A 26631-nucleotide genomic window follows, 5' to 3' on the forward strand; every position below is an offset into this window, starting at 1 on the left:
CATAAATATTTGTTTAATGTTTTTATATTTTCTTTTCCTTAAACGTATGTTTAAGGGAACTTTGGACATGGGGATTTTAAGAGAAGCATGCATCAGCTATATTGTGACTTTGTTGCTGTCTTTTGTGTTAGTAATATTACTAGACAAGCAGAAATATTTTGGTTTGTTCTTATTTACGGTCTTAGTTGTTATTTTATCTGTCGTCTTCAGTAAATTTTTGCAGTTATATCAACGAGTATCCGAACGCGCAAATTGTGATTATTTAACAGGTTTGTATAACCACGGCTTTTTTAAGGAGACGCTCAAGGAAAAGTTTTCGGATGCGAAACTGCTCCAGCAGCCGCTTAGTTTGGCGTTGCTAGATTTAGACGACTTCAAAAAATATAACGACTGCAACGGTCATCTTCAAGGGGACAAGCTGTTAAAGTTTTTTGGTGATTTGCTCCAAAAGGGAGCGGAGGGAAAAGGATATGTCGTAGCGCGTTACGGCGGCGAAGAGTTTGCTGTCTTAATGCCAAATACGAAACAAGAAGAAGCTTTTTTATTTATGAACCGATTGCGGAAAGAAATTAACGATACGTATTTTGCTGGCGTCGAATATATCCCTTACCGCTGCATTTCTTTCTCTTGTGGGATTGCGGAAATGGAGAAAGGTATGCATGACTGCGGTGAGTTAATTCATAAAGCAGACCAAGCGATGTATTATGCGAAAGCACAAGGCAAAAACAATGTACAAATTTTCGATGAGCACAACATTTCGCTAAGTGCACTTGAATTTAAAGAAGACTTAGATGCGTTAGAACAACAAGTGAAAATCTTTCTCTCCAAAGATGTATATACGTACCGCCACAGCAAGCGCGTGTTTACGTATGCGCTTGAAATGAGCGACCGGTTAGATTTAACCGACCATGAAAAGCAAACACTTATTTTAGGAGCGCTTATTCACGATATCGGAAAACTAGAAGTCCCACGCGATATTTTAAATAAAAAAGGAAAGCTAGAACCGCATGAATGGGAAATTATTAAAAAGCACGTCATTTGGGGAAAAGAAATTTTAGCGACCGAAAAGCGGTTTGAAGACGTTCTTCCACTTGTTGAACTGCACCATGAACGATACGACGGAAAAGGTTATCCGTATGGCTTAAAAGGTGAAGACATTCCGAAATTAGCGCGCATGCTGTGCGTCATCGACTCGTTTGATGCGATGACGACCGAACGGCCATACCAGCGTACAAAAACGTTCGAAGAAGCAATCATTGAATTGCGGCGCTGCTCTGGCACACAATTTGACCCTTTCTATGCAGAAAAATTTATTGAATTGATTGAAACAAAATATTTGCCGCGCATTAAAGAACAAATGTCCGGCTAAACAAAAAACACTTGCCAACAACTGGCGGGTGTTTTTTTTTGTCACCATTTGTTCAACTGTTTTTCATATTTTTTTCAATAATTGCGGAAAAAGCGTGATTTTCATCATACCTCTCTTTCCTGTATTTGTCTATGATGTGAATGAAACGAAAAAGAAAGAGGTGAGGAAATGAAACAGTCATTGCTTATTTTTTTGCTTAGTGCTGTTATTGGCTTGGCGGGGGGATATACATATTTCCATTTCGCCAATAAAGAACCTGTTAAAGAAAAACAACCAGTAGCAACTGAGCAAAACAACGAAACATCGACTGGCCAAAAAGCAACAGCTGTAAGTTCGAAGGAGGGGGAAATTTTTAAACAAAAAGGCTGCATTGCGTGCCACTCTATTTCGAAATTGAACGTGCAAGGCGGCACGACAGGACCGGACTTATCCAACGCTTATAAAGAAGTCGAAGGAAAACACGGAAAACCGATTGAGGAGTTTTTAAAAGCACCAACGTCTGCCGTGATGTCTGGCGTCATTAAGTCAAACCCACTAACGGATGAAGAGCGGGCAGCGATTATTCAAGCGTTAAAAGTTGCCTCCGAAAAATAAACGAAAAGAGGTGTTCGCAATTGAAGAAAAAATGGATTTCTGCCATTTCCGGTTTAGCAGTCGGAGTGTTAGCGTCTGCCGTCTTTTTCGGTGACTTTTCACCAAAACAACCGACATCGACAGCGTCTGCAAAAACAAATGCGGAAAAAGTGTACGTCCCATTCGGCAAAAAGGACGAATATTACTTATTCGCTTCTGGTGGTCATTCCGGGCAGTTGTTTGTATATGGAGTCCCATCGCTTCGGCGCATTCGAACGGTTCCTGTATTTTCGTTAGACTCGGCAACGGGATATGGTTGGGATGAACATTCGAAAAAAATGCTTGGCGGCTATACATGGGGAGATTTACACCATCCTGCTTTTTCGGAAACAAACGGAGAGTATGACGGAAAATATTTATTCGCGACCGACGTCGCAAACAGCCGGGCTGCGGTGCTGGATTTGAAAACGTTTACAGTGAAAGATATTATTAGCGTGCCAAATACAAGCGGTCCACACTGTGCAGCGTTCGTGACGGAAAATACAGAGTATTTGTTTTTACCGACGCGTTTTGCCGTTCCACTTGGAAACAAATACGAATCGCTTGATGACTACAGTACAAAATATCGCGGTGTGATGAGCGCTGTTACGTTTGATGAAAAAGCGCAAAAATTACACATTGCTTATCAAGTGGCGTTACCGCCGTGGTCGTACGATTTGTCGGATGCCGGAAAGAAAATTTCGAAAGACTGGGCAGTCGTTACGACATATAACACAGAAGAAGCAACAACGAACTTAGAAATCAACGCTTCGAAAGAAGACCGCGACTTTATCGTTTTGTTTAATTGGAAAGAGCTTGAGAAGATGGTGAAAGAGGGGAAATACGACATAGTTGATGGGCAAAAAGTGATTTTCCCTGAAAAACAAAAAGGTGGCATTTATTTAGTGCCAGTGGCGAAATCGCCGCACGGAGTGGACGTCACGCCTGACGGCAAGCGGTTTATCGCTTCCGGAAAACTAGCGCCATTGCTTACGGTCTTCTCTTTTGAAAAAGCGTTTAAAGCGATTGAAAATAAAGATTTCGCCGGAGAACGGAATGGCATTCCAATTTTAAGATATGAGTCTGTCATGGAAAGAGAAGTAAACCCAGAAAACGCACTTGGGCCGCTTCATACGCAATTTGATGACAAAGGGATGGCGTATACGACAATGTTCATTTCGTCTGAAGTCGTAAAATGGGATCCGAACACAGGCGAAGTGCTTGACCGCGTGCCGGTGCAATATTCGCCAGGCCACTCGGTTGCTGCAGAAGGCGACACCGTTTCTCCAGACGGAAAATACTTAGTGTCATTGAACAAATTAGCAAAAGACAGCTATTTATCCGTCGGTCCATCGCATCCAGAGTCAATGCAATTAATTGATATTAGCGGCAAAATGGAAGTCATTCAATCAGCGCCTGTCGACCCTGAACCACACTACGGACAAATGATTAAGGCCGACAAAATTAAGACGATTAATGTATATCCGAAGGATGAATCGAATCCGGATGCTGTTTATAACCAAAAAGATGCACGCATTGTTCGTAAAGGAAATGAAGTGCACGTATACGGTATTGCGATGCGTTCGAAATTCATTTTTGACGCAAAAGCAAAACGTCCAGATGTGATCGAAGTAAACGAAGGCGATAAAGTATTCGTTCACCTTACAAACATCGACCGCGACGAAGATATTACACACGGCTTTGCGATTAACCGCTATAATCTCAATATAGAAGTGCAGCCAGGGCAAACGAATACGGTCGAATTTGTGGCGGATAAAGCAGGAACATATCCGATTTACTGCACAAACTTCTGCTCGGCACTACATCAAGAGATGACCGGCTATTTATTAGTGAAGCCGAAGCAATAAGAGAAGGGGGGATTCCCCCCTTTTTTAAAAAAAGGAAGTGGCGAAGATGAAAAAAGCGAAACTATCCGTTTCTACTGCAATCATCGTTAGTTGTTCTGCGATTCTTACTGGTGCATCACTCTTTTTCCCGTGGTGGGGAATGCGTTTTGTTGCGCCGCAGTATCCAGAAGGTCTCGACATTATCGTATATCCGAATAAGCTAAAAGGAAATATCGACATTATTAACGGCTTAAACCATTATATTGGCATGAAGCCGTTCAGCGAAGAAAGTTTTCCGGAATTGTCCTATTTGCCGTACATCATCGGTGCGCTAGCAATTTTCCTATTAGTGGTCGCGTGGCTACGCGATAAACGCTTGCTTGTTGCATTGGTGGTTGTTTTTGCAATTGGCGGGCTGCTAGGGCTTTATGACCTCCATCGTTGGCTTGTTGATTTCGGAACGAATTTAAGCGACGATGCCCCGATTAAAATTAAACCGTTCGTTCCGCCAGTGCTTGGGGAAAACCGCATCGCCAATTTTGTAACGAACAGCTATTTTTCGACAGGGGCGTATATGATCGGAGCGGCATTTTTCTTGCTTATACTTCCGCTATGGAAGGAGCGAAAACGATGAAAAAGTGGTTGTTTGTGCTTGTCCTTCTGTTCTTTCCGTTCCTCTCACCACCGGCGATTTATGCAGAGGAGACGCTACAGCAACTAATTGATGAAACACCGGCGAACGGGACGCTTTTATTAAAAAATAAAACATATACCGGCGATATCGTCATCGAAAAACCGATGACGATTAAAGGGGCAGCGCATACGGTTATTAAAGGAAGCGGCAATGGGAATGTCATCGCTGTTCGCGCACCGCACGTGACGATTGAGCACGTGACGGTGACAAATAGCGGGAAAAGTCGTAGTACGCAAGAAGAGTACGCCGCGATTAAGGTGTATTCGGACTACAACACGTTAAAACATATTACGATTACTAATTCATTTCACGGCATTTATTTAAGCCAAGCGCACCATAACGTCGTCGAATATGTGTGTGTGACTGGGAAAGGTGGAGAGATTGCAGGACAAGGGAACGGCTTGCACGTGTATTACTCCAATTTTAATAAACTTGCCCATAATACAATTATCGGCACAAGGGACGGCATGTTTTTTGACTACGCCAATCATAACGTTGTGAAAGATAATGACGTTTCGCATACAAGATACGGGCTTCATTATATGTATTCAGACGATAACGAGTTTTATCGAAACCGATTTACGTTAAATACTGGCGGTGCGGCAATTATGAATTCGAATCGCATCGTGTTAAAAGGTAATGAATTTTTGTTAAATAAAGGAATGCGTTCGTTCGGAGTGTTGTTGCAAATGGCGAATGACAACCGAATTATGGATAACGAGTTTTATCAAAATGAACGAGCGTTTTACATTGATCAATCGACGAACAATTTTATGGAGGGCAATACGATTGTCAAAAACCAAATTGGCGTTGAATTATGGGGAAGTTCGCAGCGCCAAACGTTTACGAACAACCGCTTTTTGAATAATACGATTTCCGTATTAAGTTTAGGAGGCGAAGGGGACAATCGCTTCAGTTTTCGTGGCGTAGGAAATCATTGGGGAGAAGACGCGCACTTTTTCGACTTAAATCAAGACGGGAAAGGAGATTCTCCGTTTCAATATAAATCATCGTTACACAAGATCGTCGAACAAAACGAACTAGCGTATTTATTTTTGAATACACCAAGCATTAAGCTATACGAAAAAGTAAATGAATTAATGCATGAAGAAGAAGTCATGGCAACCGACAATTATCCGTTTGTCGACCGCCACAGCATGCCGTGGACAACGATATTATTTGCGCTTGTAATAGTGGTCTGGATTTTGCAATACAAAAGGGGTCAATCACAATGAACTTTATTTGGAAAGAATGGTTAGAAATATCTCGTGGAAAAGCATTTTGGTTTTTTCTTATTTTGATAGTTGCTACATCTTTTTCCGTTTTTTTAAACACAAAAAGTTTGCCGGTAGATGAAGGATTTGAAGTGTTTTTATTAACGTTGTTTGAAATGAATATTTATGTCATCCCCATTCTTTGTCTCTTTTTTGCTTCGTTTGCTGTGATGCAAGAAAAAGAGTTTAAAACGCTTTTCATGATGATGGCGCGCAGCGGTTCGTATGGCTCGTTTTTATGGCGAAAAAGCGTAGCAGTGCAAACGATCACGATTGGGATGTTCGTTCTTTCGTATTTTGTGTTGATGATACCAGTAAAATTTGTTTTTTCGTTTCATGTGGCGCATTTTCTTTCTTTTTTAGCCGCTATCACGGTGCTCATTGTCATCTTTAATCAAATTGGGCTATTGTTAGGAAGCGTTTGCCGAACGAAAATTCAACTGATTGGCGCGAACTTGTTTGCATTGTTCTTTTTCTTATATTTGTACGATTTCGTACTGCTTTATATGTTGCCGAACGTCACTTATGATAATGTACAAAGTTTTGCGCTTCTTTACTTCTTGCAGCCGATGCATACGCTTCGTTTCTTTTTAGAAACGTCGCTTGGCGTTTTTTCGCTCGATTATTTATCGCGAACGATGGAAAAATTTTTCTCGTTCCCACCGCTAACGTTAGTAGCACTCAATATCGTCGTTTGGGTTGGTATCGTCTTTTTCGTTTCTGTATTGCTTTATCGGAAGGGGGAACAAGGATGATTGTCATGGAACATGTCACGGTTGCGTACAAGCAGAAAAAAGTGTTAGACGACGTTTCGCTTGTCGTTGAGAAAGGAGAGCGATGCGCGCTTATCGGAAGAAACGGAGCGGGAAAATCGACGCTTATTTCGAGTGTGTTAAATATGATCCCGATAAAACAAGGGAAAATCTCGGTTTGTGGCATCCCGAACAAGCAGCACCAGTGGAAACCGCATGTCGCTTATTTGCCAGAAAAATTTCAGCTATACCCTCATTTAACGGGAGAAGAAAATGTCCGCTTTTTTGCGTCATTGAACGGTTCGGCTGTCAACGAACAAAAAATCGAAGAAACGTTGAAATTAGTCGGATTGTGGGAAGAGCGAAACGTCCGAAGTAAAGCGTATTCGAAAGGGATGCTGCAACGGCTTGGGCTCGGAATTATGCTTTATTATGACGCTGACCTTTTTATATTGGATGAGCCGACGAGCGGACTAGACCCGATGGGGCGAGCGGATATTTTATCGATCTTACATTCGTTGCACGGCAAAACGATTTTTCTGTCTTCCCATCATTTAGACGAAGTGAAACAAATTTGCACCCATATTGCTTATTTAGAAAATGGAAAAATGACGAAATATACATTGGCAGAATTTGAAGCTAACGTGATGTATGGAGGGGAACGAAGATGAGAAAACTAACCGTTTTTCTTTTCAGCTTGTTATTTTTGTTCACGGGATGCTCGAACGGTGACTGGGAAGTGACGGTAAAAACGACCCCGTTTTATAAAGAAGGGGTAGCGGCTCCGTTTGCGGTGCAAATTAAAGAAAACGGAAAACTAGCTAAACAATTAAAAGTTCATGCGACGTTTGAAATGAGCAATATGGATCACGGAAAAATTGAGGTTGATTTACACGAAAAAGGGAACGGTATTTATGAAGAAAACGTACAGCTGCCGATGGAAGGAGATTGGGAAGCGCTTCTTGTCATTAAGAAAGGGAGTGACAAAGTCGAAAAGCTGCTCAAAATGCATGTAAAAAAAGAAGAGGCGGTTGCCAAAGTTGGCAAAGAAAAAATTACGATGGATGATGTCCGCTTTTATCAAGCGTTGAGTAAAATCGAAATTGCGATTCAAAAAGAACGCGCGCAAACAACGTATAAAGGAGCCGCGCTAAACGAACAACTTGCCTACTGGGATCGAAGAGAGCAGTACGCCAATCGATTGAATCAAGCCGTGTCGCATTTGGTCGAATTGCAGGCGATGGCGTTATTAGCCGAAGAAAAAGGGCATGGTGTCACGAAGCAGGAAATCGCGAAAACGATTTCTGCGCTTCGCAGTCAATATGCGCGTTACGAAACCGCCCAACAAATAATTCATGTGTATGGAGAAAAAAAGTTTTGGGAAGACTATTCCCGCTATAGTAAACTCCGCCTGCTCGCGAACGATGTTTACAACGACTTGGCAGGAGCAGTGAAAAAAGCGAACCCTACCGTCAGCGACAGCGAAATTCGCTATTTGGCGCAAAAGCAATACGAAGAATTACTTCTTTCTCAAATCGACTCATTGCATGTTGAACTATATCTCCCCAACCGCTTATCATAAGGCGGTTTTTTTATTGTTTTTGAAAGATGTTGAACGTTTTTTGAAAGAAAATGATTTTTTTTGATTGTAAATGAATGATTTTGATTGATTTTTGAAAAATCTTGCGATATGATGAAAATGTAAGCAAGGACGTGTAAAGGGAGGTGAAAAGATGCTGACGGAAGAACGCCATCGCCTCATTTTAGATCTGTTAGCAGAAAAAAAAGTCGTGAAATTGCAAGAACTTGTCGAAGCGACTTCTTCTTCAGAGTCGACGATTCGCCGTGATTTAAGCCAGCTCGAAAAAGAAAAGAAGCTGCGCCGTGTGCATGGTGGTGCGGCGTTATTGCATCAAAAACGTGAAGAGCTAAGCGTATTGGAAAAATCGACGAAAAACATGGAAGAAAAGCGGCTTATCGCGCAATATGCCGCCCAGTTCGTGCAAGATGGCGATTGCATTTACATCGATGCTGGAACAACGACGCTCGAAATGATTCCGCATATTCATGCGAAAGACATCGTCGTTGTCACAAACGGAGTTACCCATCTCGAAGCGTTGCTAGAAAAAGACATTCCGACGTATTTATTAGGTGGTTTGATTAAAAAGAAAACGAAAGCGCTAATCGGCCGTGGGGCGTTGCACTCATTAGAGCATTATAGTTTTGATAAATGTTTTATCGGCGTCAACGGCATTCATCACGACTTTGGCTATACGACACCAGACCCGGAAGAGGCGATGGTCAAAAGCTTGGCGCTGAAGCTTTCGCGGCAAGCGTACGTATTAGCCGACCATTCGAAAATGAACGAGAGCACGTTTGCGAAAATTGCCGATTTAGAAGCGGCAACAATTATCACAGATGAACTAGATGACGAACTACTAGCGCTATACGAAGCCAAAACAGCGATCGAGGTTGTGAAAAAATGATTTATACATGTACACTTAATCCTTCTGTTGATTATATTGTGAAAGTTGACGACATTCGGCTCGGAGAACTGAACCGAGCGACCGAAACAGCCGTCTTTCCCGGGGGGAAAGGCATTAACGTATCCCGTGTATTAAAGCGGCTTGGGATGGATAGCGTCGCCTTAGGGTTTGTCGGCGGGTTTACGGGAGCGTTTATTGAACAGGCGCTAGCACAAGAAAACATAAAATTTGACTTTGTGAAAGTGCCTGAAACGACGCGAATTAATATTAAACTAAAATCGGGAAAAGAAACGGAAATTAACGGGCAAGGTTCAACGATTGCCCCGTCGCTTGCCAATGAACTAATGAAAAAAATTCAAGCGTTGCATCAAGGTGATACACTCGTTTTAGCGGGAAGCGTCCCTGAATCGCTTCCGAGCGATTTTTACCGGACGATTGTTCACACGGCGAAAGCGGCAAACGTGAATGTCGTTGTCGACACAAGCGGTCCAGCGCTGAAGCAATTAATCGAAGCAAAACCGTTTCTCATCAAGCCAAACCATAAAGAGCTTGGTGAACTGTTTGACACCGTTTTGCATGCGAAAGCGGACGCTGTTTTATATGGGCGCCGGCTTGTTGAGTTAGGGGTAGAAAATGTCATTGTTTCTTTAGCAGGGGACGGAGCGTTTTTGTTTACGAAAGAAGTGACGCTGTTTGCTGAAGCGCCAAAAGGAGTCGTCCGCAATTCTGTCGGGGCAGGCGATTCGATGGTCGCTGGCTTTTTAGCCGCCTATACAAGCGGTAAACCAATCGAAGAGGCGTTTGCATATAGTGTCGCTACTGGAAGCGCAACAGCGTTTTCCGATGATTTATGTACGAAAGCGAAAGCAGACGAGTTGCTCCAGCACGTGAAAGTCACTCGTTTATAGGAGGGAAACCGGATGAAAATAACCGATTTATTGACGAAAGACACGATTATTCTCGACCTTCAAGCTCGGACGAAAGAAGATGTGGTCGATGAATTGGCACGCAAGCTGAATGACGCTGGCGTGTTGAGCGATTTGAAAGCGTTTAAAGAAGCGATTTTTGCTCGCGAAGCGCAAAGTACCACTGGCGTTGGCGACGGGATTGCGATTCCGCACGCCAAAACAGCGGCAGTCAAGCGCCCGGCAGTAGCGTTCGGTCGCTCGACGCGTGGGATTGATTACGACGCGCTAGACGGAAAACCGAGCCATTTGTTTTTTATGATTGCAGCGCCTGTCGGGGCGGATAATACTCATTTAGAAGCGCTTGCTCGCTTGTCGTCGATGTTAATGGACGCGTCGTTCCGTAAGCAGATTGAAAGCGCTTCAAGCGGAGAGGAGTTGTTGGCGATGATTCGCAAAAAAGAAGCGGAAGGGCAAACAGGAAATGCTACAACTTCAGGGAAAAAGAAAATTGTTGCGGTGACGGCTTGCCCAACAGGAATTGCGCATACGTACATGGCTGCAGACGCATTAAAAGCGAAAGCAGCGGAAATGAACGTCGATATCAAAGTCGAAACGAACGGTTCAAGCGGAGTAAAAAATGAACTAACAGCGAAAGATATTGAAGAAGCAGTCGCTGTCATTGTAGCGGCCGACAAACAAGTAGAAATGGAACGGTTCCGCGGAAAACATGTCATTCAAGTCCCAGTAGCGCAAGCGATTCGTAAACCAGACCAGCTGATTGAACAAGCGTTAAAGCAAGAGGCGCCGATTTACCAAGGAAGCGGAACGAAAATCGAAACACCGCAAGCGAAAGGGCGCACCGGGTTTTACAAACATTTAATGAACGGCGTTTCAAACATGTTGCCGTTCGTTGTTGGCGGCGGGATTTTAATTGCGATTTCGTTCATTTTCGGCATTAAAGCGTTCGACCCGAAAGACCCGTCATTTAACCCAATTGCAAAAGCGTTAATGGACATCGGCGGCGGTAGCGCGTTTGCCTTAATGGTTCCAGTGCTTGCTGGGTTTATTGCGATGAGCATTGCAGACCGGCCAGGATTTGCGCCAGGGATGGTTGGCGGATTTATGGCAGCAAATGGTGGCGCTGGCTTTTTAGGTGGACTAATTGCCGGGTTTCTTGCCGGGTATTTAGTTGTCGGATTAAAGAAAGCGTTTAGCGGATTGCCACAATCGCTTGAAGGGATTAAACCGGTACTCCTTTATCCGTTATTTGGGGTGTTGCTCACGGGACTTGTCATGATGTATGTCGTCATTGACCCAGTGAAAGCGTTAAACGATGGGATGAAACATTGGCTTTCCAATATGGGCACAGGAAACCTTGTGGTGTTAGGGTTAATTCTCGGCGGCATGATGGCGGTCGATATGGGTGGACCGATTAATAAAGCAGCCTTTACGTTCGGCTTGGCGATGATTGATGCTGGAAACTATGCGCCGCATGCGGCAATTATGGCAGGCGGAATGGTGCCGCCATTAGGTTTAGCGTTAGCAACCACCTTCTTTAAAAACAAATTTACAAAAGCAGAGCGCGAAGCAGGAAAGACGTGCTATATTATGGGGGCATCGTTCATTACCGAAGGAGCGATTCCATTCGCAGCAGCCGACCCAGTACGTGTCATTCCTTCCATTATCGTTGGTTCGGCGATCGCTGGAGCGTTAACGATGTTGTTTGGCATCGGTCTCCCAGCACCGCACGGCGGCATTTTCGTCATCCCGATTGTCAAAGGAAGTGCATGGTTATACGTGCTAGCCATTTTGATCGGTTCGGTTGTTACGGCATTAATGGTCGGTTTTTGGAAAAAAGAAGTGAAGGAATAATAGATGAAGAGAAAAAACGGGGCAGATATGCTCCGTTTTTTTATGGCAAAATTTTATTAATTTCTCATGAAAACAAATGATGATTTATGATAGTATGAATGGTTGTAGTTCCTATTTTCATTGTTTAAAGGAGAACGTGAGCAAGATGAAGTCCTTTCTGCAGCTAAATACGATTTTCGTTAGTATTTTAATAGAATCAATGCCGTTTGTGTTAATCGGTGTGTTTATTTCTGGAATTATTCAAATGTTTGTGACGGAAGAAATGGTGAAAAAATGGGTGCCGAAAAATAAAGTGTTGGCCGTGTTGTATTCGACAATGATCGGCGCGTTATTTCCGGCATGTGAGTGCGGAATTGTCCCGATTACGCGCCGGCTTGTGGCAAAAGGGGTGCCGTTACATGCCGCGGTTCCGTTTATGCTGACCGGTCCAATTATTAATCCGGTGGTGTTATTTGCGACCTATATTGCCTTCGGTAGCAACCTTAAAATGTTGCTTTATCGTTCCATTTTTGCGGTAATTGTGGCGGTCGTCATCGGATTGATTTTATCGATACAATACTATATAAGTTGAAATTTTGTTTTACATCCAGCGGATCACTTCACCACGTTATATCATATCGGTTTGTATTTAGATGAAAACGGAAACGAAAAATCGGAAATTCTTTATTGCAACTTATATAGGTGCTTTTTCACGCAAAGACGAAAAGCTACAATCGAGCACTTCTCCCAATTTTAAGCATTTTAATCGCTCGGGTTCGAGTTGGCGGCGTTGCCATTCCGCCATCAAGCGGTCAAGCGCTTCTTTTGGTGTATCATCAGCGAGGCGAAAGGCGCCGTAATGCATCGGAATGAATGTTTTGGCCCGGCAATCAAGAAAAGCTTGTACGGCTTCTTCAGGAGTGACGTGCTGCGGACCCATAAACCATTCCGGTTCATAAGCACCAATCGGCAAAAGGGCATAATCAATCGAAAACCGCTCCCCAATCTCGCGAAAGCCGCGAAAATAGCCGCTGTCGCCCGCAAAATAAAACGTAGGCTGGCCGTCCGCCTGAATGACCCATCCACCCCAATGGGATGTATTCATATCAAATAGCGTCCGTCTCGTCCAATGCTGCGCAGGCACAAAAGTGAATGTCACCCTTTTATACTCCTTTTCTTCCCACCATGAATATTCCGTAACATTTTTATATCCTTTTCGCCGAAATAAGCGGCCAAGTCCAACCGGAACAAAAAAGCGGGGGTTGCCTTTGAGTTTTTTAATGCTTGCAAAATGTAAATGGTCGTAATGTCCGTGGGAAATGAGCACGACATCTACATTTGGCATATCGTCGATTGCAATCCCCGGTGCAGTCAGTCTCTTAGCTGTTCCCATTCTCATCGCCCAGACGGGATCGGTGACGATCGTGACGCCGTTTAACTGAATGACAAACGTTGAATGACCAACCCACGCCAACAACGGGAGTGACTGATTCGTATGAAGTTTCCAATGTTCCGGCGGATCAACGTGCGGCACTTCGTATGACATATCTTTTTGTTTCTGTTTCCGCTCCTGTTGCCATCGGCGAAAATCGGCAAACGTTTTTTTCGTCGAAACATGATCTAAATTTTCATATCGCTTCACGGCTCTTCCTTCCCTTTTCGCTTACGTTATAATGTAAGAGTAACAAAAACAGCTTTTTCATGGCAAATTATTGATACGGGAGGAAAAAAGATGCTACAATCATTTTCTATTCGAACAACAAAGCGAGATGAAATGGTGGAAATTACTCATTTCGTGGCAGAAGCAGTTCGCAAAGCAGGCGTATTAGAAGGGATTGCCATCATCTATTGTCCGCATACAACGGCCGGAATTACGATCAACGAAAACGCAGACCCAGACGTAAAACGTGACATGATCCGCCGCTTTGATGAAACGTATCCGTGGGAGCATCCGCTTGATCGCCATGCGGAAGGAAATACAGCAGCGCATATGAAAGCAAGCACGGTCGGCGCCTCCCAGCACGTCATTATTACGAATGGTCAACTACTGCTAGGAACGTGGCAAGGCATTTATTTTTGCGAATACGACGGACCGCGTCAGCGAACGTTTTTTGTAAAAGTGTGGAATGGATAAACGAAAACGGGATGAACCGTCGATCATCCCTTTCTCTCCCCCACTGCTAATTGATTCCATTGTCATTGTAAACAAAAAAGCTGTCAAATGTTAAGCGGGAATCATTAGAGTTGTTTTGACATAAATCTCGCTTTTTCAACACATTTCGCAGAAACGACACCATTCGCTGTTTTTGTTAGGAATTTGTTGATTTTTTTTCATTTATTGTTTACACCCGCTTTTTTATAATTTTAGTGTAACGGAATGGAAAAGGGGGAGTCGACAATGACGGGAGATCAATACAGACAGCTACTGAAATGGATTCAACAAAAACAACCTGTCAAGATTAAGACACAGCAAGGGGAAGCAACATTTTTACCAGTGAAGCTATATAAAGATGTGAAGAAACTATTTGTGTATAACCGGAACATGCAGTTAATAAACATCGCTTTAGATGAGGTTGTATCCATTCAACCTACCCGCATTTACGGTTCGTTTGATAGAAGAGGAGAACAGCTAATACATACGCCATAAACGACAAAGAGCGGCTTCATCGCCGTTCTTTTTTTAGTTGCGGAGTGTGGAAACCTTATTTTAGAATGGAACAAACAGATAAAAACAGAGAAAAGGGGGATATTCATTTGCAAGGAAAACGAATTGTTTTATGTGCATCGCGAAAATTGGACGAAATGACAGCCCTTATTGAGAAGCAAGGTGGGATTCCGCTTGTGCGTTCGGCGCAAGGGACGGTATTTTCCAAAGAAGAAGAGCTCATACAAGAAATTCGCGACATCATACGTATGAAACCGGATTGGATGATGTTTACGACCGGTATCGGCGTTGAAACGTTATTAGAGGCAGCAGAACGAGGCGGTGTGAAAGAACAATGGCTGGAAACGATCCGGCAAGCTAAAATTGCTGTCCGGGGATATAAAACGGTAGCGGCGCTTAAAAAAATCGGCGTATCGTTTGTTGCGGAAAGCGATGACGGAACGACAAGAGGGCTGATTCGTTCACTTCAATCGTTTTCTTTTACAGGTAAACGCGTTGTCGTCCAATTGCACGGGGATACAGCGCCAACGTTGAAACAATTTCTTTTGGAATGCGGCGCTCTATATACAGAACTGCTTCCTTACCGGCATGTTGCTCCGGATGATGATGTTCTTGAAACGTTATATGACGAAATTATTGAACAACAAGTCGATGCCGTTTGTTTTACAACGGCGATGCAAGTCCGCTTTTTCTTTTCGTTTGCGAAGGAGAAAAAAGATGTCGAACGATTGCGCCGCGCTTTCTCCGAAAAAGTAGTCGCTTGCGCCGTCGGAAAAGTAACGGCAGAGGCGCTTTCAGAAGAAGGGATTCAGCGCATCGTATCTCCAGAGCTGGAACGAATGGGAGCGATGATCGTTACGCTCGCTAAATATTTTGAACAACGATAAAACTTAGAGAGCATTTTGTTCTCTAAGTTTTTTATTTTTGAAATCTGTTATAATACAATAAAAATACTGTTATATAACCAAAATCCTTATAAAATGAAGATATTTTTTATATTTTTTCTGGTGTACTATTAATAAAATTCTAAATGTTTGATTTTTGTCACATCTTTTTTACGATTTTTTTATTAAAATGTGAAAAAGGGGGATATACAAGTTCTATTCCATATAGGGGGGATAACATGTCGATTTTACCGAAAAAAAATGAACTCGGTTTTTTTGAAATTCGCCTTGAATCGATCGGAGGACTTGGGGCGAATTTAGCAGGAAAAATGCTTGCGGAGGCAGGAGTGTTGGGACTTGGTTTAAACGGTTCGAATTTTTCGACATATGGTTCCGAGAAAAAAGGTTCTCCTGTGAAAAGTTTTATTCGCTTTTGCGATCCGGAAACGGAAATTCGCGCCCATAGCCCGATTGAAGAACCGCACGTCATTGGCGTTTTCCATGAAGCGCTCTATAAAATGGTCGACGTTGTAAGCGGTTTAGCCCCAGACGGCATTGTCCTAGTCAACTCAACGAGAGACTTTGATGACATTAAGCGCGATTTACGATTAGAATACGGAACGCTTGCCGTCGTCGATGCGCTCGGCATTGCCGTAGAAGAGAAAACGAAAGTGAATACTGCGATGCTTGGCGCGTTATTCCGCGTCTGTGATTTTTTAGACCCGGAAGCGATGAAACAAGTCATTCGCAAAACGTTCGAGAAAAAATACCCTCATTTAGTAGAATCAAATATTCGTACATTTGAGCGCGGCTATCATGAAGTGCGTTTTAAAACATATGAAGCGCCCGAATCCGCGCGCGGCAAAGCGTTTTCGCGCCCAGAGCCGCTTTTAGGCTATGAAACGCAAGAAATCGGCGGCATCATTTCGGCGAACGCCAACAGCATTTTCAAAGATTTAAGCGGCTCGCGCCAAGGATTTTTGCCGAAATGGGAAGAGGAAAAATGCATTCATTGCGTCGCCTGTGACACTGTTTGTCCAGATTTTTGCTTTGTCTGGGAAGAAGGAGAAGACAAAAAGGGACGCAAACAAATGTTTTTGCGAGGAATTGACTATCAATATTGCAAAGGCTGTTTAAAATGTGTCGAAGCCTGTCCAACTTCCGCGCTAACGGCGGAAAGAGAACAAATCGGATTTGCGGAGCAACATCAGGTGAAACAAAAATTCCCATTCGTGGCAGGGGGGACTTATTAATGGCGATGTTAGAAGAAAAAGTAACGATGACCAAAGCCGAACAAGTAACAACATTTGAATCTGGAAACGAAATGGCGGCATTGGCGGCTGCACAAATTAACTATCATATTATGGGCTATTTCCCAATTACACCTTCTACTGAAATTGCCCAGCTGTTGGACCAAATGAAAACGCGCGGCGAGCATCATATTCAGCTTATTGCCGCTGACGGCGAGCATGGTTCCGCTGGGATTTGCTATGGAGCATCTGTCATGGGCGCGCGCGTGTTTAATGCGACAAGTGCCAACGGGCTCATGTATATGCTGGAGCAGCTGCCTGTCCAGTCAGGAACGCGCTTTCCGATGGTCATGAACTTAGTCACTCGCTCGATTAGCGGACCGTTGGATATTCGCGGAGACCATTCCGATCTTTATTTTGCGCTAAACACCGGTTGGGTCATTTTGCTGGCACGCACACCGCAAGCCGTATACGATATGAACATTATGGCATTGAAAATCGCGGAGCATGCGGACGTCCGTCTGCCGGTTATCGTTGCTTACGATGGCTTCTTTACGTCTCACCAAAAACGAAAAGTACAATATTTTAAAGATCGCAGTGTTGTCCAGTCGTTTGTCGGAGAGCGCCCAACGGAATTTCCGAACGCGGCTGATCCGAAAAAGCCGATTACGATCGGTGCGCATATGAACGGCGACGACTTAATTAACAACAACTATCAACAATCCGAAGCGCTATATCGCGCTGGGGAAGTATTTAAACAAGTGGCACGCGAATACGCCGCTTTATCCGGCCGCGAGTATTCTGTGCTTGATTTATATCAAATGGACGATGCCGAAGTAGCGCTCTTTTTATTAAATTCTGCTGCGGAAACAGCAAAAGACGTAGTCGATAAATTGCGGGCGAAAGGCATTAAAGCAGGCGTCATTAGCCCGAATATCATTCGCCCGTTCCCGGCCGAAGAAATTCGCCAAGCGTTAAAACACGTGAAAGCGCTGTTGATTGGGGAACGTGCCGATTCTTACGGAGCGCACGGGCCAAATATGACGCATGAAGTAAAATCGGCGTTGCAAAGCGATCCGGAAAACAAAACGATCGTGTTAAGCCGCGTCTTCGGTGTCGGCGGTAAAGATTTTTACGCGGACGATGCGGAAGCGTTTTTCCAAATGGCGATCGACGCGATGGAAAAAGGATATGCCGAAAAACCGTTCGACTATTTCGGCCATGTGCCGGGTCGTCCAGAGCAAAAGTTACAACCAGTGATCGAACCGATGCACGGCGATGCCTTTAAAACAGGCCTCATTCAAGTAACCGAAGATGAAGAAACGAAACGGTTAAAAGTGAAAATCCCTCCGCTTCGTGCATTAACCGCCAAACCGAAACGAATTGCGCCGGGCCATGGGGCTTGTCCTGGATGCGGCATTTTCCCTGGATTAGAGCTGTTCTTTAAAGGCATTGAAGGCGATGTCGTCGTGTTATTCCAGACAGGCTGCGCGTATGTCGTGACAACTGCTTATCCGTACAGTTCACATAAACAGACGATGATTCACAACTTGTTCCAAAACGGGCCGGCGACGTTGTCAGGAGCGGTCGAAGCATTTTTTGAAATGAAAAAACGCGGCGACATTCAAGTATCAGACGATGTCACGTTCGTGATGGTTACCGGTGACGGCGGAATGGATATCGGCATGGGCTCGGCCATCGGCCATCGGCACAGCACTTCGCAACCATAAACTGATTATGCTTGAATATGACAACGAAGGGTATATGAATACCGGTTCGCAAATGTCTTATTCGACGCCAATGGGGCATATGACAAGCACAACAGGGGTTGGGAAAACGCAAAAAGGAAAAGCGTTCCATCATAAAGATACGGCGCAAATTATGGCGGCAACGAACATTCCATACGTATTTACCGCAACAGAAGCGTTCCCGCAAGATTTAATTAAAAAAGCGGCAAAAGCGCAATGGTATGCGCAAAACGTTGGAACGGTGTATGGAAAGTTGCTTATTACATGTCCATTAAACTGGAAATCAGAAGAGCGGTATGGGGAAAAAATTATGGAAGCGGCTGTCAACTCTTGCTTCTTCCCGCTCTATGAAGTCGAGCGCGGTATTACGACAATTACGTATGACCCTGAAGAGAAAAACAAACGCATTCCGTTAAGCGAATGGTTAAAATATATGGGCAAAACAAAACATTTATTAAAAGAAGAAAATCGCGATCTTTTACTCGAGTTTGAACAAGAAGTCGAGCGGAGATGGCGCCGTTTAAAGGCGAAACACGAACATCCGGATTTATAATAGGAAGAGGTAGGTTCGTTTGCGGGCCTGCCTTTTTCTTATATGTATGTATTTTCACAATAAGCGGCAAAAAAGGGGAGCAAAGATAGAGGCTATTTCGTTTGTAACGAAAGTTGTTTTTTTGTTAAAAATTCATCGGTTTTTATTTGTGTTTTAATATCGTTCGCTAACAATGCTGCTTCATGGAACGAGCAAAGCGGTGGGGAACTAAAGCGCACGTAGTCAAAATAAAAGACTGTTGTGGCGTTCGCTGGGTATACGATTACGTTCCAACGGTATACCCCATGATCTGTCGGTGTTCCTTCTAACGCTATAAGCCAATGGGTGGCGGTCGTTTCTTTATTATTAGAAAACGTTTCGATAAATGTCGCATGATCGTTTTCTCCCATTGGAACAACGGCGATTGGATAAAACTCTTCGAAATTTGGCAACATACGATCCCTCCTTTAGTTTTATATATATATGAAACAGCATTATAAATAGCCTTCTTTTCTTAGAAAAAAGTAAACATGTGATTCATATCACAACGCTTGTAGACGCACAGCGGTAAAATAAGAGATGGAATGAGAAGGAGGGATAGTAAATGGAATTTTCACCTTGTATGATGGCGCATGACGGCGATGTGCAACTATGCCCAGCGCTGCAACAATTAAAAGACGAACACGGACCGTTAAACGAACAAAAACAACAATTAGTGGACATGGCGCAACAAATTGGACAAAACGACGAAACAGCGGATTGGAAAGAAGCGTTGCTCACCTTGCGCGAAAACGTCCAATCGTTTTTGGAGCAATTAGATCCGCATTCGCAACGGGAAGAAGGCGTATTGTTTCCGATGATGGCGCAATATATCGGCCGAACGTCAGGACCGATTGCGGTCATGGAATACGAACACGACCAAGCAAAGCGGAACATCGCAACGTTTCTAGAGCAAACCGCTCACCTTTCCGGCACAGTCAATCGTGAAGCGGCGAAGCAACTAGCGTTTTACGTCATCAATGCGTACCACATTTTGACAGAACATTTTATGAAAGAAGAACACGTCTTATTTCCGATGGCGGAAAAGCTATTGTCAAACGATGAAAAAGAGGAACTCGCTCAAAAAATTCAGGCGATTTAAAAAGAAAACGACTTTCCTCACTTGGAATGAGGAGAGTCGTTTTCTTTATTATCGAATTTGGTTAGAAGTGTTGGCTTGTTTCGGCATTCGTTTTCTATACACGACATAGCTGCGGTTGAGGTAGCGAAGCGGAAGGCTAAATACGTGAACTAATCTTGTAAACGGCCATACCGCAAAAATGCCGAACGCTGCTAAAATGTGAATTTTAAACCATACCGGCACATTTTCCATATACGTTGGATCTGGCTGGAACATAAACAAACTGCGAAACCATGGACCAATTGTCGTCCGGTAGTCAAACCCGTTCGAATCGATGTTTAGTAGGGTAGAAGAAAGACCGGACAACACGACAACCGCTAAGAAGAACAGAGCGATAAAATCGCCGCGGCTGCTTGTTAAAAAGATGCGTTTCACGGTTAAGCGGCGATGAATTAAAATGAATAGGCCAATTACCGCTGCGATTCCGGCTGGAATTCCGAAAAGAAGCGCCATGAAATGGTACGTTTCCTCGGATACGCCAATCGCTTCATAAACTCCTTCCGGGATTAAAATGCCCATAACGTGGCCGATGAACACGAAAATAATTCCCCAGTGAAACAGCAAGCTACCAAGCCGCAACTCTTTTTTCTCCAACATTTCGCTTGATTTCGACGTCCAGCCGAACTGGTCATGGTTGTAGCGATAAATGTGACCGCCGATAAAAATGGTCAAAATGATGTAGGGGAGAGTGCCCCAAAGAAATTGATTCAACATGCTCACACACTTCCTTTCGGCAATGGTTTCACACCGATTTCTTCTAACGCCATGAAAATGATGTTAAAGACGGCAGTATAGTAATTTTCGCTGGCGATCAGTTGGTTGCGAATTTCTTCGATGTTCCGCCAATATTTTTGAAAAATAGGCACGACATATTGCTGCTCTGCTTGTGAAGCGAATTCAAGCATTAATGGCAAATAGTCCGGCAACTCTTTGTCCGTAACATCGAATCCTGCGGCTTTATATTGTTGTTTCAACGCAAGCAGCTCTAACCCGCGTTCCCGTTGTTCGCCTGTATTCATATACGTGACGTATAAATTCGTTTTTTTGCCGAAATCAAACGTATAGACGTATGTTTCGATTCGTTCACGTGCCGGCAATGTTTGAATATATTCAATAAACTTTTTTATATTTTGGACGATTTGCCGATGTGGCAAATCGTCGATCACTTGTAAACAACCGTCTAACTCGCGATACCATTCGTCATCTGGGTAAGATAACAAATACGAAGCGCATTGGAAAACGGTTTGTGCTTGTTCGTAGTTCATAACAATCCCCCGTTATGAGAGTGTTCCGCAAGAACCAGGGCCGCCGGCAAACGACAAGCCGCAGCTGCCTTGTTCTGCGTATAAATTCGCGACTTCTTCACGGTGCGATGCCGGAATGACGAAGCGGTCATGATATTTGGCAATCGCGAGTAAACGATACATCTCTTGAATATCTTGCTCGCTTAAACCGAGTTCTTCCATGACTTTCACATTTGGTTGTTTATTCGTTTGCACCGCGCGCATATATTGGCGCATCACCGCCATTTTTTTCAACGTCGTGCGAATATGTGTTTGATCGCCCGCGGTTAATAAGTTCGCTAAATATTCGATCGGAATGCGCATTTGCTCGATGGCAGGGAAGATGTCATCTTCCGTTGCGTTGCTGCCTTTGCCTTCGATCATGTTCATGATCGGGCTGAGCGGTGGAATATACCATACCATTGGCATCGTGCGATATTCAGGATGCAACGGAAGGGCGATCTTCCAGTCGATAATCATTTTGTAAATCGGCGATTTTTGTGCTGCTTCGATCCACTCTTGTGGAATGCCTTCTTCTTTCGCTTTCGCAATCACTTCTGGGTCATGCGGGTCTAAGAAAATGTCAAGTTGTGCATGATACAAGTCTTTTTCATTTTCTACGCTAGCCGCTTCTTTTACTTTGTCTGCGTCGTATAGCATGACGCCGATATAACGGATGCGGCCAACGCACGTTTCCGAGCAAATCGTCGGCATGCCGGCTTCAATGCGCGGGAAGCAGAGCGTACATTTTTCTGCTTTATTTGTTTGCCAGTTAAAATACACTTTTTTGTACGGACAGCTCGTGACGCAATAACGCCATGCGCGGCATGCGTTTTGGTCCACTAATACGATACCGTCTTCGTCTCGTTTATACATGGCTCCGGATGGACAGCTAGACACGCATGGAGGGTTGATGCAATGCTCGCAAATACGCGGCAAATACATCATAAATACATGTTCAAATTCCGTTTTAATCGATTCTTCCATTTTCAATACGTTCGGGTCTTGAAGACCGGTGACGTGTGCGCCAGCTAAATCGTCTTCCCAGTTTGGCCCCCACGAAAGCTCCATAAATTCGCCGGTAATCGCTGATTTTGGCCGAGCGACGGGCTGATATTTTTTCTGAGGGCTGTTTGTTAATGTTTCATAATCGTAATTCCATGGCTCATAGTAATCGTCGATCGTCGGTTGGTACGGGTTATAAAACAAGTTTAGCAGGCGGTTGACTTTCGAACCGGATTTTAATTGTAATTCGCCGTTTCTTAATTCCCAGCCGCCTTTATATTTTTCCTGGTCTTCCCATTGTTTCGGATAACCGATGCCAGGTTTTGTTTCGACGTTGTTGAAATACATATACTCGGCACCTGGACGATTCGTCCAGGTGTTTTTGCATGTGACGCTGCACGTATGGCAGCCGATGCATTTATCTAAATTCATGACCATGCCGACTTGCGCTTTAATCTTCAAGCCAATCAACCTCCTTTAATTTGCGGATAATGACGTTTAAGTCGCGCTGGTTGCCGGTCGGGCCGTAATAGTTAAAGCCGTAGCTTAGTTGTGCATAGCCACCGATCATATGGGTCGGTTTGACATGGATGCGTGTTGGGCTATTATGCGTACCGCCGCGGTTGTTTGTTAATTTCGTACCAGGCACGTTAATATGACGATCTTGTGCATGATGCATAAACGCCATTCCTCTTGGCATCCGATGCGAAACGACTGCGCGTGCCACGACGACACCGTTTCGGTTGAAACATTCGATCCAATCGTTATCTTTGATGCCTGCTTCTTCCGCATCGTCTTTGTTCAACCAAATCGTCGGTCCGCCGCGAAATAGGGTAAGCATTGGCTGCGAATCGAAATACATGCTATGGATAGACCATTTATTATGCGGTGTTAAATAGTTCAACGTAATTTCTTTTCCTTCTACTTGCGGACGGCCTTTTTTGAACGGCCTATGTTGTAAAATCGGTTTAAACGTTGCCATCGTTTCGCCAAACTCTTGCATTAATTCATGATCGACATAGAACGATTGCCGTCCTGTTAACGTCCGCCACGGAATGAGCCGCTCGACGTTCGTTGTAAACGGTGAATAACGTCTACCTCCTTTTTCGGAACCGCTGAAAGCAGGGGAGGTGATGACGGGCTTTGGCTGTGCTGTAATTTGTTCAAACGTGAAGCATTCTTCTTCACGCTCGCTTGCTAAGTCTTTTAATTCAAGACTTGTTTTCTTCTCTAGTGCTTCCCATGCTTTCACCGCGACTTTTCCGTTTGTGGTAGATGATAATGTTAAAATTGCTTCTGCGACTTTTTTCGCTTCGCTCATATCCGGGCAGCCATCGGCGATGCTCGCTTTTTGGACGGTTCCTAACACTTTTTTCAACTTTTCATATTCTTCTTGCGCCGACCAGTTAATGCCTTTAATGCCGTATGGCAGTTTGGCGATGTTCGGGCCAAGTGCCGTCATTTTGTCGAACAGCTGCGTATAATCGCGTTCGACGACGTGAATTTGCGGCATTGTCTTTCCTGGAATCGGTTCGCATTCGCCTTTGCTCCAATCTTTTACTTTTCCGAGTGGTTGCGCCAATTCTTGCGGTGTATCGTGGAGAATCGGCGTTGCGACGACTTCTTTGATCGGGTTCATATTTAGTTCTTTCGCCAGCTCGGACACCGCTTTAGCGAGCGATTTGAAAATTTCCCAGTCAGACCGCGCTTCCCATGGCACCGAAATCGCCGGGTTAAACGGATGAATAAACGGGTGCATGTCTGTGCTGCTTAAATCGTGTTTTTCATACCATGTAGCAGCAGGTAAAACGACATCTGAATAAAGAGCCGTTCCAGCCATGCGGAAGTCAAGGTTAATAAGCAAGTCGAGCTTGCCTTCTGGTGCTTTCTCGCGCCATGTAATTTCTTCCGGGCGCAAGCTGTCTTCATCATCGTTCATTAGTCCGTTTGTCGTTCCAAGAAGATGTTTTAAGAAATATTCGTGCCCTTTTCCTGAGCTTGAGATTAAGTTGGCCCGCCAAACGATTAAGTTGCGCGGGAAGTTTTTCTCATTGTCTGGATCTTCGATGGCAAAGCGCAACTTTTTCTCTTTTAATTGGGTAGCAATATACTTACCGACTTCTTCCGGTGTTTTCGCTCCCGCTTGCACTGCTTCGTTGTAAAGGTCAATGCCGCTCTTTTCAAACGTCGGGTAAGACGGTAGCCAGCCAAGGCGAGCAGCGAGTACGTTATAGTCCGCATAATGTTGATAACGCGCTTCTTTTACAATTGGTGATACAAGTTCGCCTACCGGTGTTTCTTCATAGCGCCATTGATCCGTGGCGAAGTAGAAGAACGACGTTCCGTTTTGCAGTTTCGGTGGCATTTGCCAGTCGCGGGCCGTTGCGATGTTTTGCCATCCTTCTGCTGGCCGCAATTTTTCTTGCCCGACGTAGTGAGCCCAGCCGCCGCCGTTGACACCTTGTGCTCCAACGAACAAAACAAGGTTCAAGACGGCGCGGTAAATCGTATCAGAGTTAAACCAGTGGTTAATTCCAGCTCCGACGATAATCATCGACCGACCGTTTGTGTCGATGGCGTTTTGCGCAAATTCACGGGCGATTTTGATGACGAGATCGCGTTTGACGCCGGTGATCGCTTCTTGCCATGCCGGAGTGAACGGAATCGGGTCGTCGAACGTTTTGGCGACCGTTCCGCCGATGCCGCGGTCGACGCCGTAGTTGGCAAGAATTAAGTCATAGACGGTTGTGACATATAATTCACCTGTTTCTGTCTGCATTTTTTTCATCGGAACAGCCCGTTCGAAAATTTTGTTTCCGTCATGAGAGAAGTACGGAATTTGCACCGTTGCAATTTCGTCTTCGATTCCTAAAAGCGAAAGGCGAGGATCGATCGGTTCTTCTGTTTGTTCGTCGACTAAATGCAAGTTCCATTTTCCTTTATCTTCCCAGCGAGAACCCATCGTGCCGTTTGGAACCGCAAATGTATTCGTGGCATCGTTCCAAAGCGCCGGCTTCCATTCACCGTTTGTTGTTTGGCGGCCGATATCGTTCGCGTTTAAGAAACGGTCGGCAACGAATTGGCCGTTTTCTTGCTTTTGCAATGTGACAAGGAACGGGAAGTCGGTATATTGTTTTGCGTAACGGATAAAGTAGTCGACTTGACGGTCAACGTAAAATTCTTTTAAGATGACGTGTCCCATTGCCATCGCGAGGGCACCGTCTGTTCCTTGTTTAACGCTCATCCAGTCGTCGGCGAATTTCGTCGATTCGGCAAAGTCTGGGCTGATCGAAACGACTTTTGTGCCTTTGTAGCGTACTTCTGCTAAGAAGTGGGCATCCGGTGTGCGCGTCATCGGAACGTTTGAGCCCCATGTAATAATGTAGCCGGAGTTGTACCAGTCGCTCGATTCAGGAACATCGGTTTGATCGCCCCATATTTGCGGCGAAGCAGGCGGCAAGTCGGCATACCAATCGTAAAAGCTTAAAATCGGCCCGCCCATCAATGACATAAAGCGTGCACCCGCTGCATGGCTGACCATCGACATCGCCGGAATTGGCGAAAATCCGACGTTGCGGTCAGGACCGTATTTCATGACTGTATATAAAAGAGAAGTTGCGACAAGCTTTAATGCTTCGTCCCATTCGGCGCGAACGAATCCGCCTTTTCCGCGCGCTTGTTTGTAACGCTTCGCTTTTTCCGGATTTTCGACAATGCTTTTCCATGCATCAAGCGGATTTTTATGCTCTTTTAATGCTTCTTTCCACATATCCATCAACACGCCGCGTACATATGGATATTTGACGCGGAGAGGACTGTAAATGTACCATGAAAAGCTTGCGCCGCGAGGACAGCCGCGCGGTTCAAAATCCGGCATGTCAGGTCCTGTCGACGGATAGTCGAGCTGTTGGCCTTCCCACGTAACGATGCCGTCTTTCACGTAAATATTCCAGCTGCAAGATCCTGTACAGTTGACCCCATGTGTCGAACGCACGACTTTATCGTGTTGCCATCTGCGACGGTAAGCGTTTTCCCAATCGCGGTCGCCATACGTCACTTCACTATGGTTGTTCGCATACCGTTCAATTGGCTGAATATATTTGAAACGGTTGAAGAACGGAGATTTTTTCTTGTTCACATCGTTTCACTCCTTGAAAATCAATTTGTATAATTTTACTATAAACATATTGAAAACGAATCGATGTTAACTTCATCACACTTTGCGTGATTGTCACAAATCTGTCAAAAGGTGACGAAAAATTAAACAATACCCGTGGTGCTAGTTGAGCGT

General features: G+C 44.4%; 22 protein-coding genes and 2 pseudogenes. 18 read left to right on the forward strand and 6 right to left on the reverse strand.

Features of this window, described 5'->3' with window-relative positions:
• The 12 genes and pseudogenes from M4I42_RS11445 to M4I42_RS11500 all read left to right on the forward strand — a co-directional run.
• A partial coding sequence (locus M4I42_RS11445) for a bifunctional diguanylate cyclase/phosphohydrolase (RefSeq protein ID WP_268852298.1) occupies nucleotides 1–1369 on the forward strand: 1369 nt, incomplete at its 5' end.
• A 168-nt stretch (nucleotides 1370–1537) separates the two neighbouring features.
• Nucleotides 1538–1963 carry a c-type cytochrome gene (locus M4I42_RS11450; protein WP_268852299.1) on the forward strand — a complete coding sequence of 142 codons (426 nt, stop codon included), beginning with the start codon at nucleotides 1538–1540 and terminating at the stop codon, nucleotides 1961–1963.
• 20 nt (nucleotides 1964–1983) lie between these two features.
• On the forward strand, nucleotides 1984–3849 hold the full coding sequence (gene nosZ / locus M4I42_RS11455; RefSeq protein WP_268852300.1) for a Sec-dependent nitrous-oxide reductase: 1866 nt from the start codon (nucleotides 1984–1986) through the stop codon (nucleotides 3847–3849).
• Nucleotides 3850–3895: 46 nt separating this feature from the next.
• The gene (locus tag M4I42_RS11460) at nucleotides 3896–4462 is read left to right on the forward strand and encodes a hypothetical protein (protein WP_268852301.1); all 567 of its coding nucleotides are present in this window, start codon (nucleotides 3896–3898) and stop codon (nucleotides 4460–4462) included.
• Entirely contained in the window at nucleotides 4459–5757 is a 1299-nt protein-coding gene (gene nosD, locus M4I42_RS11465; protein ID WP_268852302.1) for a nitrous oxide reductase family maturation protein NosD, read from the forward strand. The genes M4I42_RS11460 and nosD overlap by 4 nt, the downstream gene beginning before the upstream one ends.
• Nucleotides 5754–6551, forward strand: a complete 798-nt coding sequence (locus M4I42_RS11470; RefSeq protein ID WP_268852303.1) for an ABC transporter permease subunit — start codon at nucleotides 5754–5756, stop codon at nucleotides 6549–6551. Before nosD ends, M4I42_RS11470 begins: the two co-directional genes overlap by 4 nt.
• Complete coding sequence (locus M4I42_RS11475; RefSeq protein ID WP_268852304.1) at nucleotides 6548–7219, forward strand: ABC transporter ATP-binding protein; 672 nt, start codon at nucleotides 6548–6550, stop codon at nucleotides 7217–7219. The genes M4I42_RS11470 and M4I42_RS11475 overlap by 4 nt, the downstream gene beginning before the upstream one ends.
• Nucleotides 7216–8130 (forward strand): FixH family protein, encoded by a 915-nt coding sequence (locus tag M4I42_RS11480; RefSeq protein ID WP_268852305.1) that lies wholly within the window; start codon nucleotides 7216–7218, stop codon nucleotides 8128–8130. The genes M4I42_RS11475 and M4I42_RS11480 overlap by 4 nt, the downstream gene beginning before the upstream one ends.
• 151 nt (nucleotides 8131–8281) lie before the next feature.
• Nucleotides 8282–9034: a DeoR/GlpR family DNA-binding transcription regulator gene (locus M4I42_RS11485; protein ID WP_268852306.1), complete on the forward strand. Its 753-nt coding sequence runs from the start codon at nucleotides 8282–8284 to the stop codon at nucleotides 9032–9034.
• Nucleotides 9031–9942, forward strand: coding sequence for a 1-phosphofructokinase (pfkB, locus tag M4I42_RS11490; protein WP_268852307.1), 912 nt, complete (start codon nucleotides 9031–9033; stop codon nucleotides 9940–9942). The genes M4I42_RS11485 and pfkB overlap by 4 nt, the downstream gene beginning before the upstream one ends.
• Nucleotides 9943–9954: 12 nt before the next feature.
• Nucleotides 9955–11814 carry a PTS fructose transporter subunit IIABC gene (locus M4I42_RS11495; protein WP_268852308.1) on the forward strand — a complete coding sequence of 620 codons (1860 nt, stop codon included), beginning with the start codon at nucleotides 9955–9957 and terminating at the stop codon, nucleotides 11812–11814.
• Between the two features lie 145 nt (nucleotides 11815–11959).
• Nucleotides 11960–12373, forward strand: a pseudogene (locus M4I42_RS11500) (permease); the annotation flags it as partial.
• A 114-nt stretch (nucleotides 12374–12487) separates the two neighbouring features.
• On the opposite strand, the gene M4I42_RS11505 reads toward M4I42_RS11500, so the two are convergent.
• On the reverse strand, nucleotides 12488–13435 hold the full coding sequence (locus M4I42_RS11505; RefSeq protein WP_268852309.1) for an MBL fold metallo-hydrolase: 948 nt from the start codon (nucleotides 13433–13435) through the stop codon (nucleotides 12488–12490).
• Between the two features lie 90 nt (nucleotides 13436–13525).
• Between M4I42_RS11505 and M4I42_RS11510 the strand changes: the two genes are divergently transcribed.
• The 5 genes and pseudogenes from M4I42_RS11510 (at nucleotide 13526) to M4I42_RS11530 (ending at nucleotide 18893) form a co-directional block, all read left to right on the forward strand.
• Nucleotides 13526–13927: a secondary thiamine-phosphate synthase enzyme YjbQ gene (locus M4I42_RS11510; RefSeq protein WP_268852310.1), complete on the forward strand. Its 402-nt coding sequence runs from the start codon at nucleotides 13526–13528 to the stop codon at nucleotides 13925–13927.
• A 264-nt stretch (nucleotides 13928–14191) separates the two neighbouring features.
• On the forward strand, nucleotides 14192–14440 hold the full coding sequence (locus M4I42_RS11515) for a hypothetical protein (protein ID WP_268852311.1): 249 nt from the start codon (nucleotides 14192–14194) through the stop codon (nucleotides 14438–14440).
• A gap of 107 nt (nucleotides 14441–14547) precedes the next feature.
• The gene (locus tag M4I42_RS11520; RefSeq protein WP_268852312.1) at nucleotides 14548–15345 is read left to right on the forward strand and encodes a uroporphyrinogen-III synthase; all 798 of its coding nucleotides are present in this window, start codon (nucleotides 14548–14550) and stop codon (nucleotides 15343–15345) included.
• A 236-nt stretch (nucleotides 15346–15581) separates the two neighbouring features.
• Complete coding sequence (locus M4I42_RS11525) at nucleotides 15582–16595, forward strand: 2-oxoacid:acceptor oxidoreductase family protein (RefSeq protein WP_268852313.1); 1014 nt, start codon at nucleotides 15582–15584, stop codon at nucleotides 16593–16595.
• A pseudogene (locus tag M4I42_RS11530) lies at nucleotides 16595–18893 on the forward strand (thiamine pyrophosphate-dependent enzyme). The gene M4I42_RS11525 and the pseudogene M4I42_RS11530 overlap by 1 nt, the downstream one beginning before the upstream one ends.
• 92 nt (nucleotides 18894–18985) lie before the next feature.
• Here M4I42_RS11530 and M4I42_RS11535 read toward each other — a convergent pair.
• Entirely contained in the window at nucleotides 18986–19327 is a 342-nt protein-coding gene (locus M4I42_RS11535) for a hypothetical protein (protein WP_268852314.1), read from the reverse strand.
• A gap of 149 nt (nucleotides 19328–19476) precedes the next feature.
• On the opposite strand from M4I42_RS11535, the gene M4I42_RS11540 reads away from it, so the two are divergent.
• A complete protein-coding gene (locus tag M4I42_RS11540) occupies nucleotides 19477–20013 on the forward strand; it encodes a hemerythrin domain-containing protein (protein ID WP_268852315.1) in 537 nt (178 codons plus the stop codon).
• 48 nt (nucleotides 20014–20061) lie between these two features.
• On the opposite strand, the gene narI is transcribed toward M4I42_RS11540, so the two are convergent.
• From narI to M4I42_RS11560, 4 genes are read right to left on the reverse strand one after another with little or no spacing between them, the layout of a single operon-like run.
• Complete coding sequence (gene narI, locus M4I42_RS11545) at nucleotides 20062–20766, reverse strand: respiratory nitrate reductase subunit gamma (RefSeq protein WP_268852316.1); 705 nt, start codon at nucleotides 20764–20766, stop codon at nucleotides 20062–20064.
• Nucleotides 20767–20768: 2 nt separating this feature from the next.
• A complete protein-coding gene (gene narJ, locus M4I42_RS11550) occupies nucleotides 20769–21317 on the reverse strand; it encodes a nitrate reductase molybdenum cofactor assembly chaperone (RefSeq protein WP_183254997.1) in 549 nt (182 codons plus the stop codon).
• Between the two features lie 12 nt (nucleotides 21318–21329).
• Nucleotides 21330–22802 (reverse strand): nitrate reductase subunit beta, encoded by a 1473-nt coding sequence (gene narH / locus M4I42_RS11555; protein ID WP_268852317.1) that lies wholly within the window; start codon nucleotides 22800–22802, stop codon nucleotides 21330–21332.
• Nucleotides 22792–26478: a nitrate reductase subunit alpha gene (locus tag M4I42_RS11560; protein WP_268852318.1), complete on the reverse strand. Its 3687-nt coding sequence runs from the start codon at nucleotides 26476–26478 to the stop codon at nucleotides 22792–22794. The genes narH and M4I42_RS11560 overlap by 11 nt, the downstream gene beginning before the upstream one ends.
• Nucleotides 26479–26631: the final 153 nt, after the last annotated feature.

This window comes from Anoxybacillus sp. J5B_2022, assembly GCF_026847645.1.
Taxonomy (GTDB): Bacteria; Bacillota; Bacilli; order Bacillales; family Anoxybacillaceae; genus Anoxybacteroides.

Coding starts and splice junctions, on each gene's coding strand:
- M4I42_RS11450 (WP_268852299.1), top strand. CDS start 1,538: ATGAAACAGTCATTGCTTATTTTTTTGCTTAGTGCTGTTATTGGCTTG.
- M4I42_RS11460 (WP_268852301.1), top strand. CDS start 3,896: ATGAAAAAAGCGAAACTATCCGTTTCTACTGCAATCATCGTTAGTTGT.
- nosD (WP_268852302.1), top strand. CDS start 4,459: ATGAAAAAGTGGTTGTTTGTGCTTGTCCTTCTGTTCTTTCCGTTCCTC.
- M4I42_RS11470 (WP_268852303.1), top strand. CDS start 5,754: ATGAACTTTATTTGGAAAGAATGGTTAGAAATATCTCGTGGAAAAGCA.
- M4I42_RS11475 (WP_268852304.1), top strand. CDS start 6,548: ATGATTGTCATGGAACATGTCACGGTTGCGTACAAGCAGAAAAAAGTG.
- M4I42_RS11480 (WP_268852305.1), top strand. CDS start 7,216: ATGAGAAAACTAACCGTTTTTCTTTTCAGCTTGTTATTTTTGTTCACG.
- M4I42_RS11485 (WP_268852306.1), top strand. CDS start 8,282: ATGCTGACGGAAGAACGCCATCGCCTCATTTTAGATCTGTTAGCAGAA.
- pfkB (WP_268852307.1), top strand. CDS start 9,031: ATGATTTATACATGTACACTTAATCCTTCTGTTGATTATATTGTGAAA.
- M4I42_RS11495 (WP_268852308.1), top strand. CDS start 9,955: ATGAAAATAACCGATTTATTGACGAAAGACACGATTATTCTCGACCTT.
- M4I42_RS11510 (WP_268852310.1), top strand. CDS start 13,526: ATGCTACAATCATTTTCTATTCGAACAACAAAGCGAGATGAAATGGTG.
- M4I42_RS11515 (WP_268852311.1), top strand. CDS start 14,192: ATGACGGGAGATCAATACAGACAGCTACTGAAATGGATTCAACAAAAA.
- M4I42_RS11525 (WP_268852313.1), top strand. CDS start 15,582: ATGTCGATTTTACCGAAAAAAAATGAACTCGGTTTTTTTGAAATTCGC.
- M4I42_RS11535 (WP_268852314.1), bottom strand. CDS start 19,327: ATGTTGCCAAATTTCGAAGAGTTTTATCCAATCGCCGTTGTTCCAATG.
- M4I42_RS11540 (WP_268852315.1), top strand. CDS start 19,477: ATGGAATTTTCACCTTGTATGATGGCGCATGACGGCGATGTGCAACTA.
- narI (WP_268852316.1), bottom strand. CDS start 20,766: ATGTTGAATCAATTTCTTTGGGGCACTCTCCCCTACATCATTTTGACC.
- narJ (WP_183254997.1), bottom strand. CDS start 21,317: ATGAACTACGAACAAGCACAAACCGTTTTCCAATGCGCTTCGTATTTG.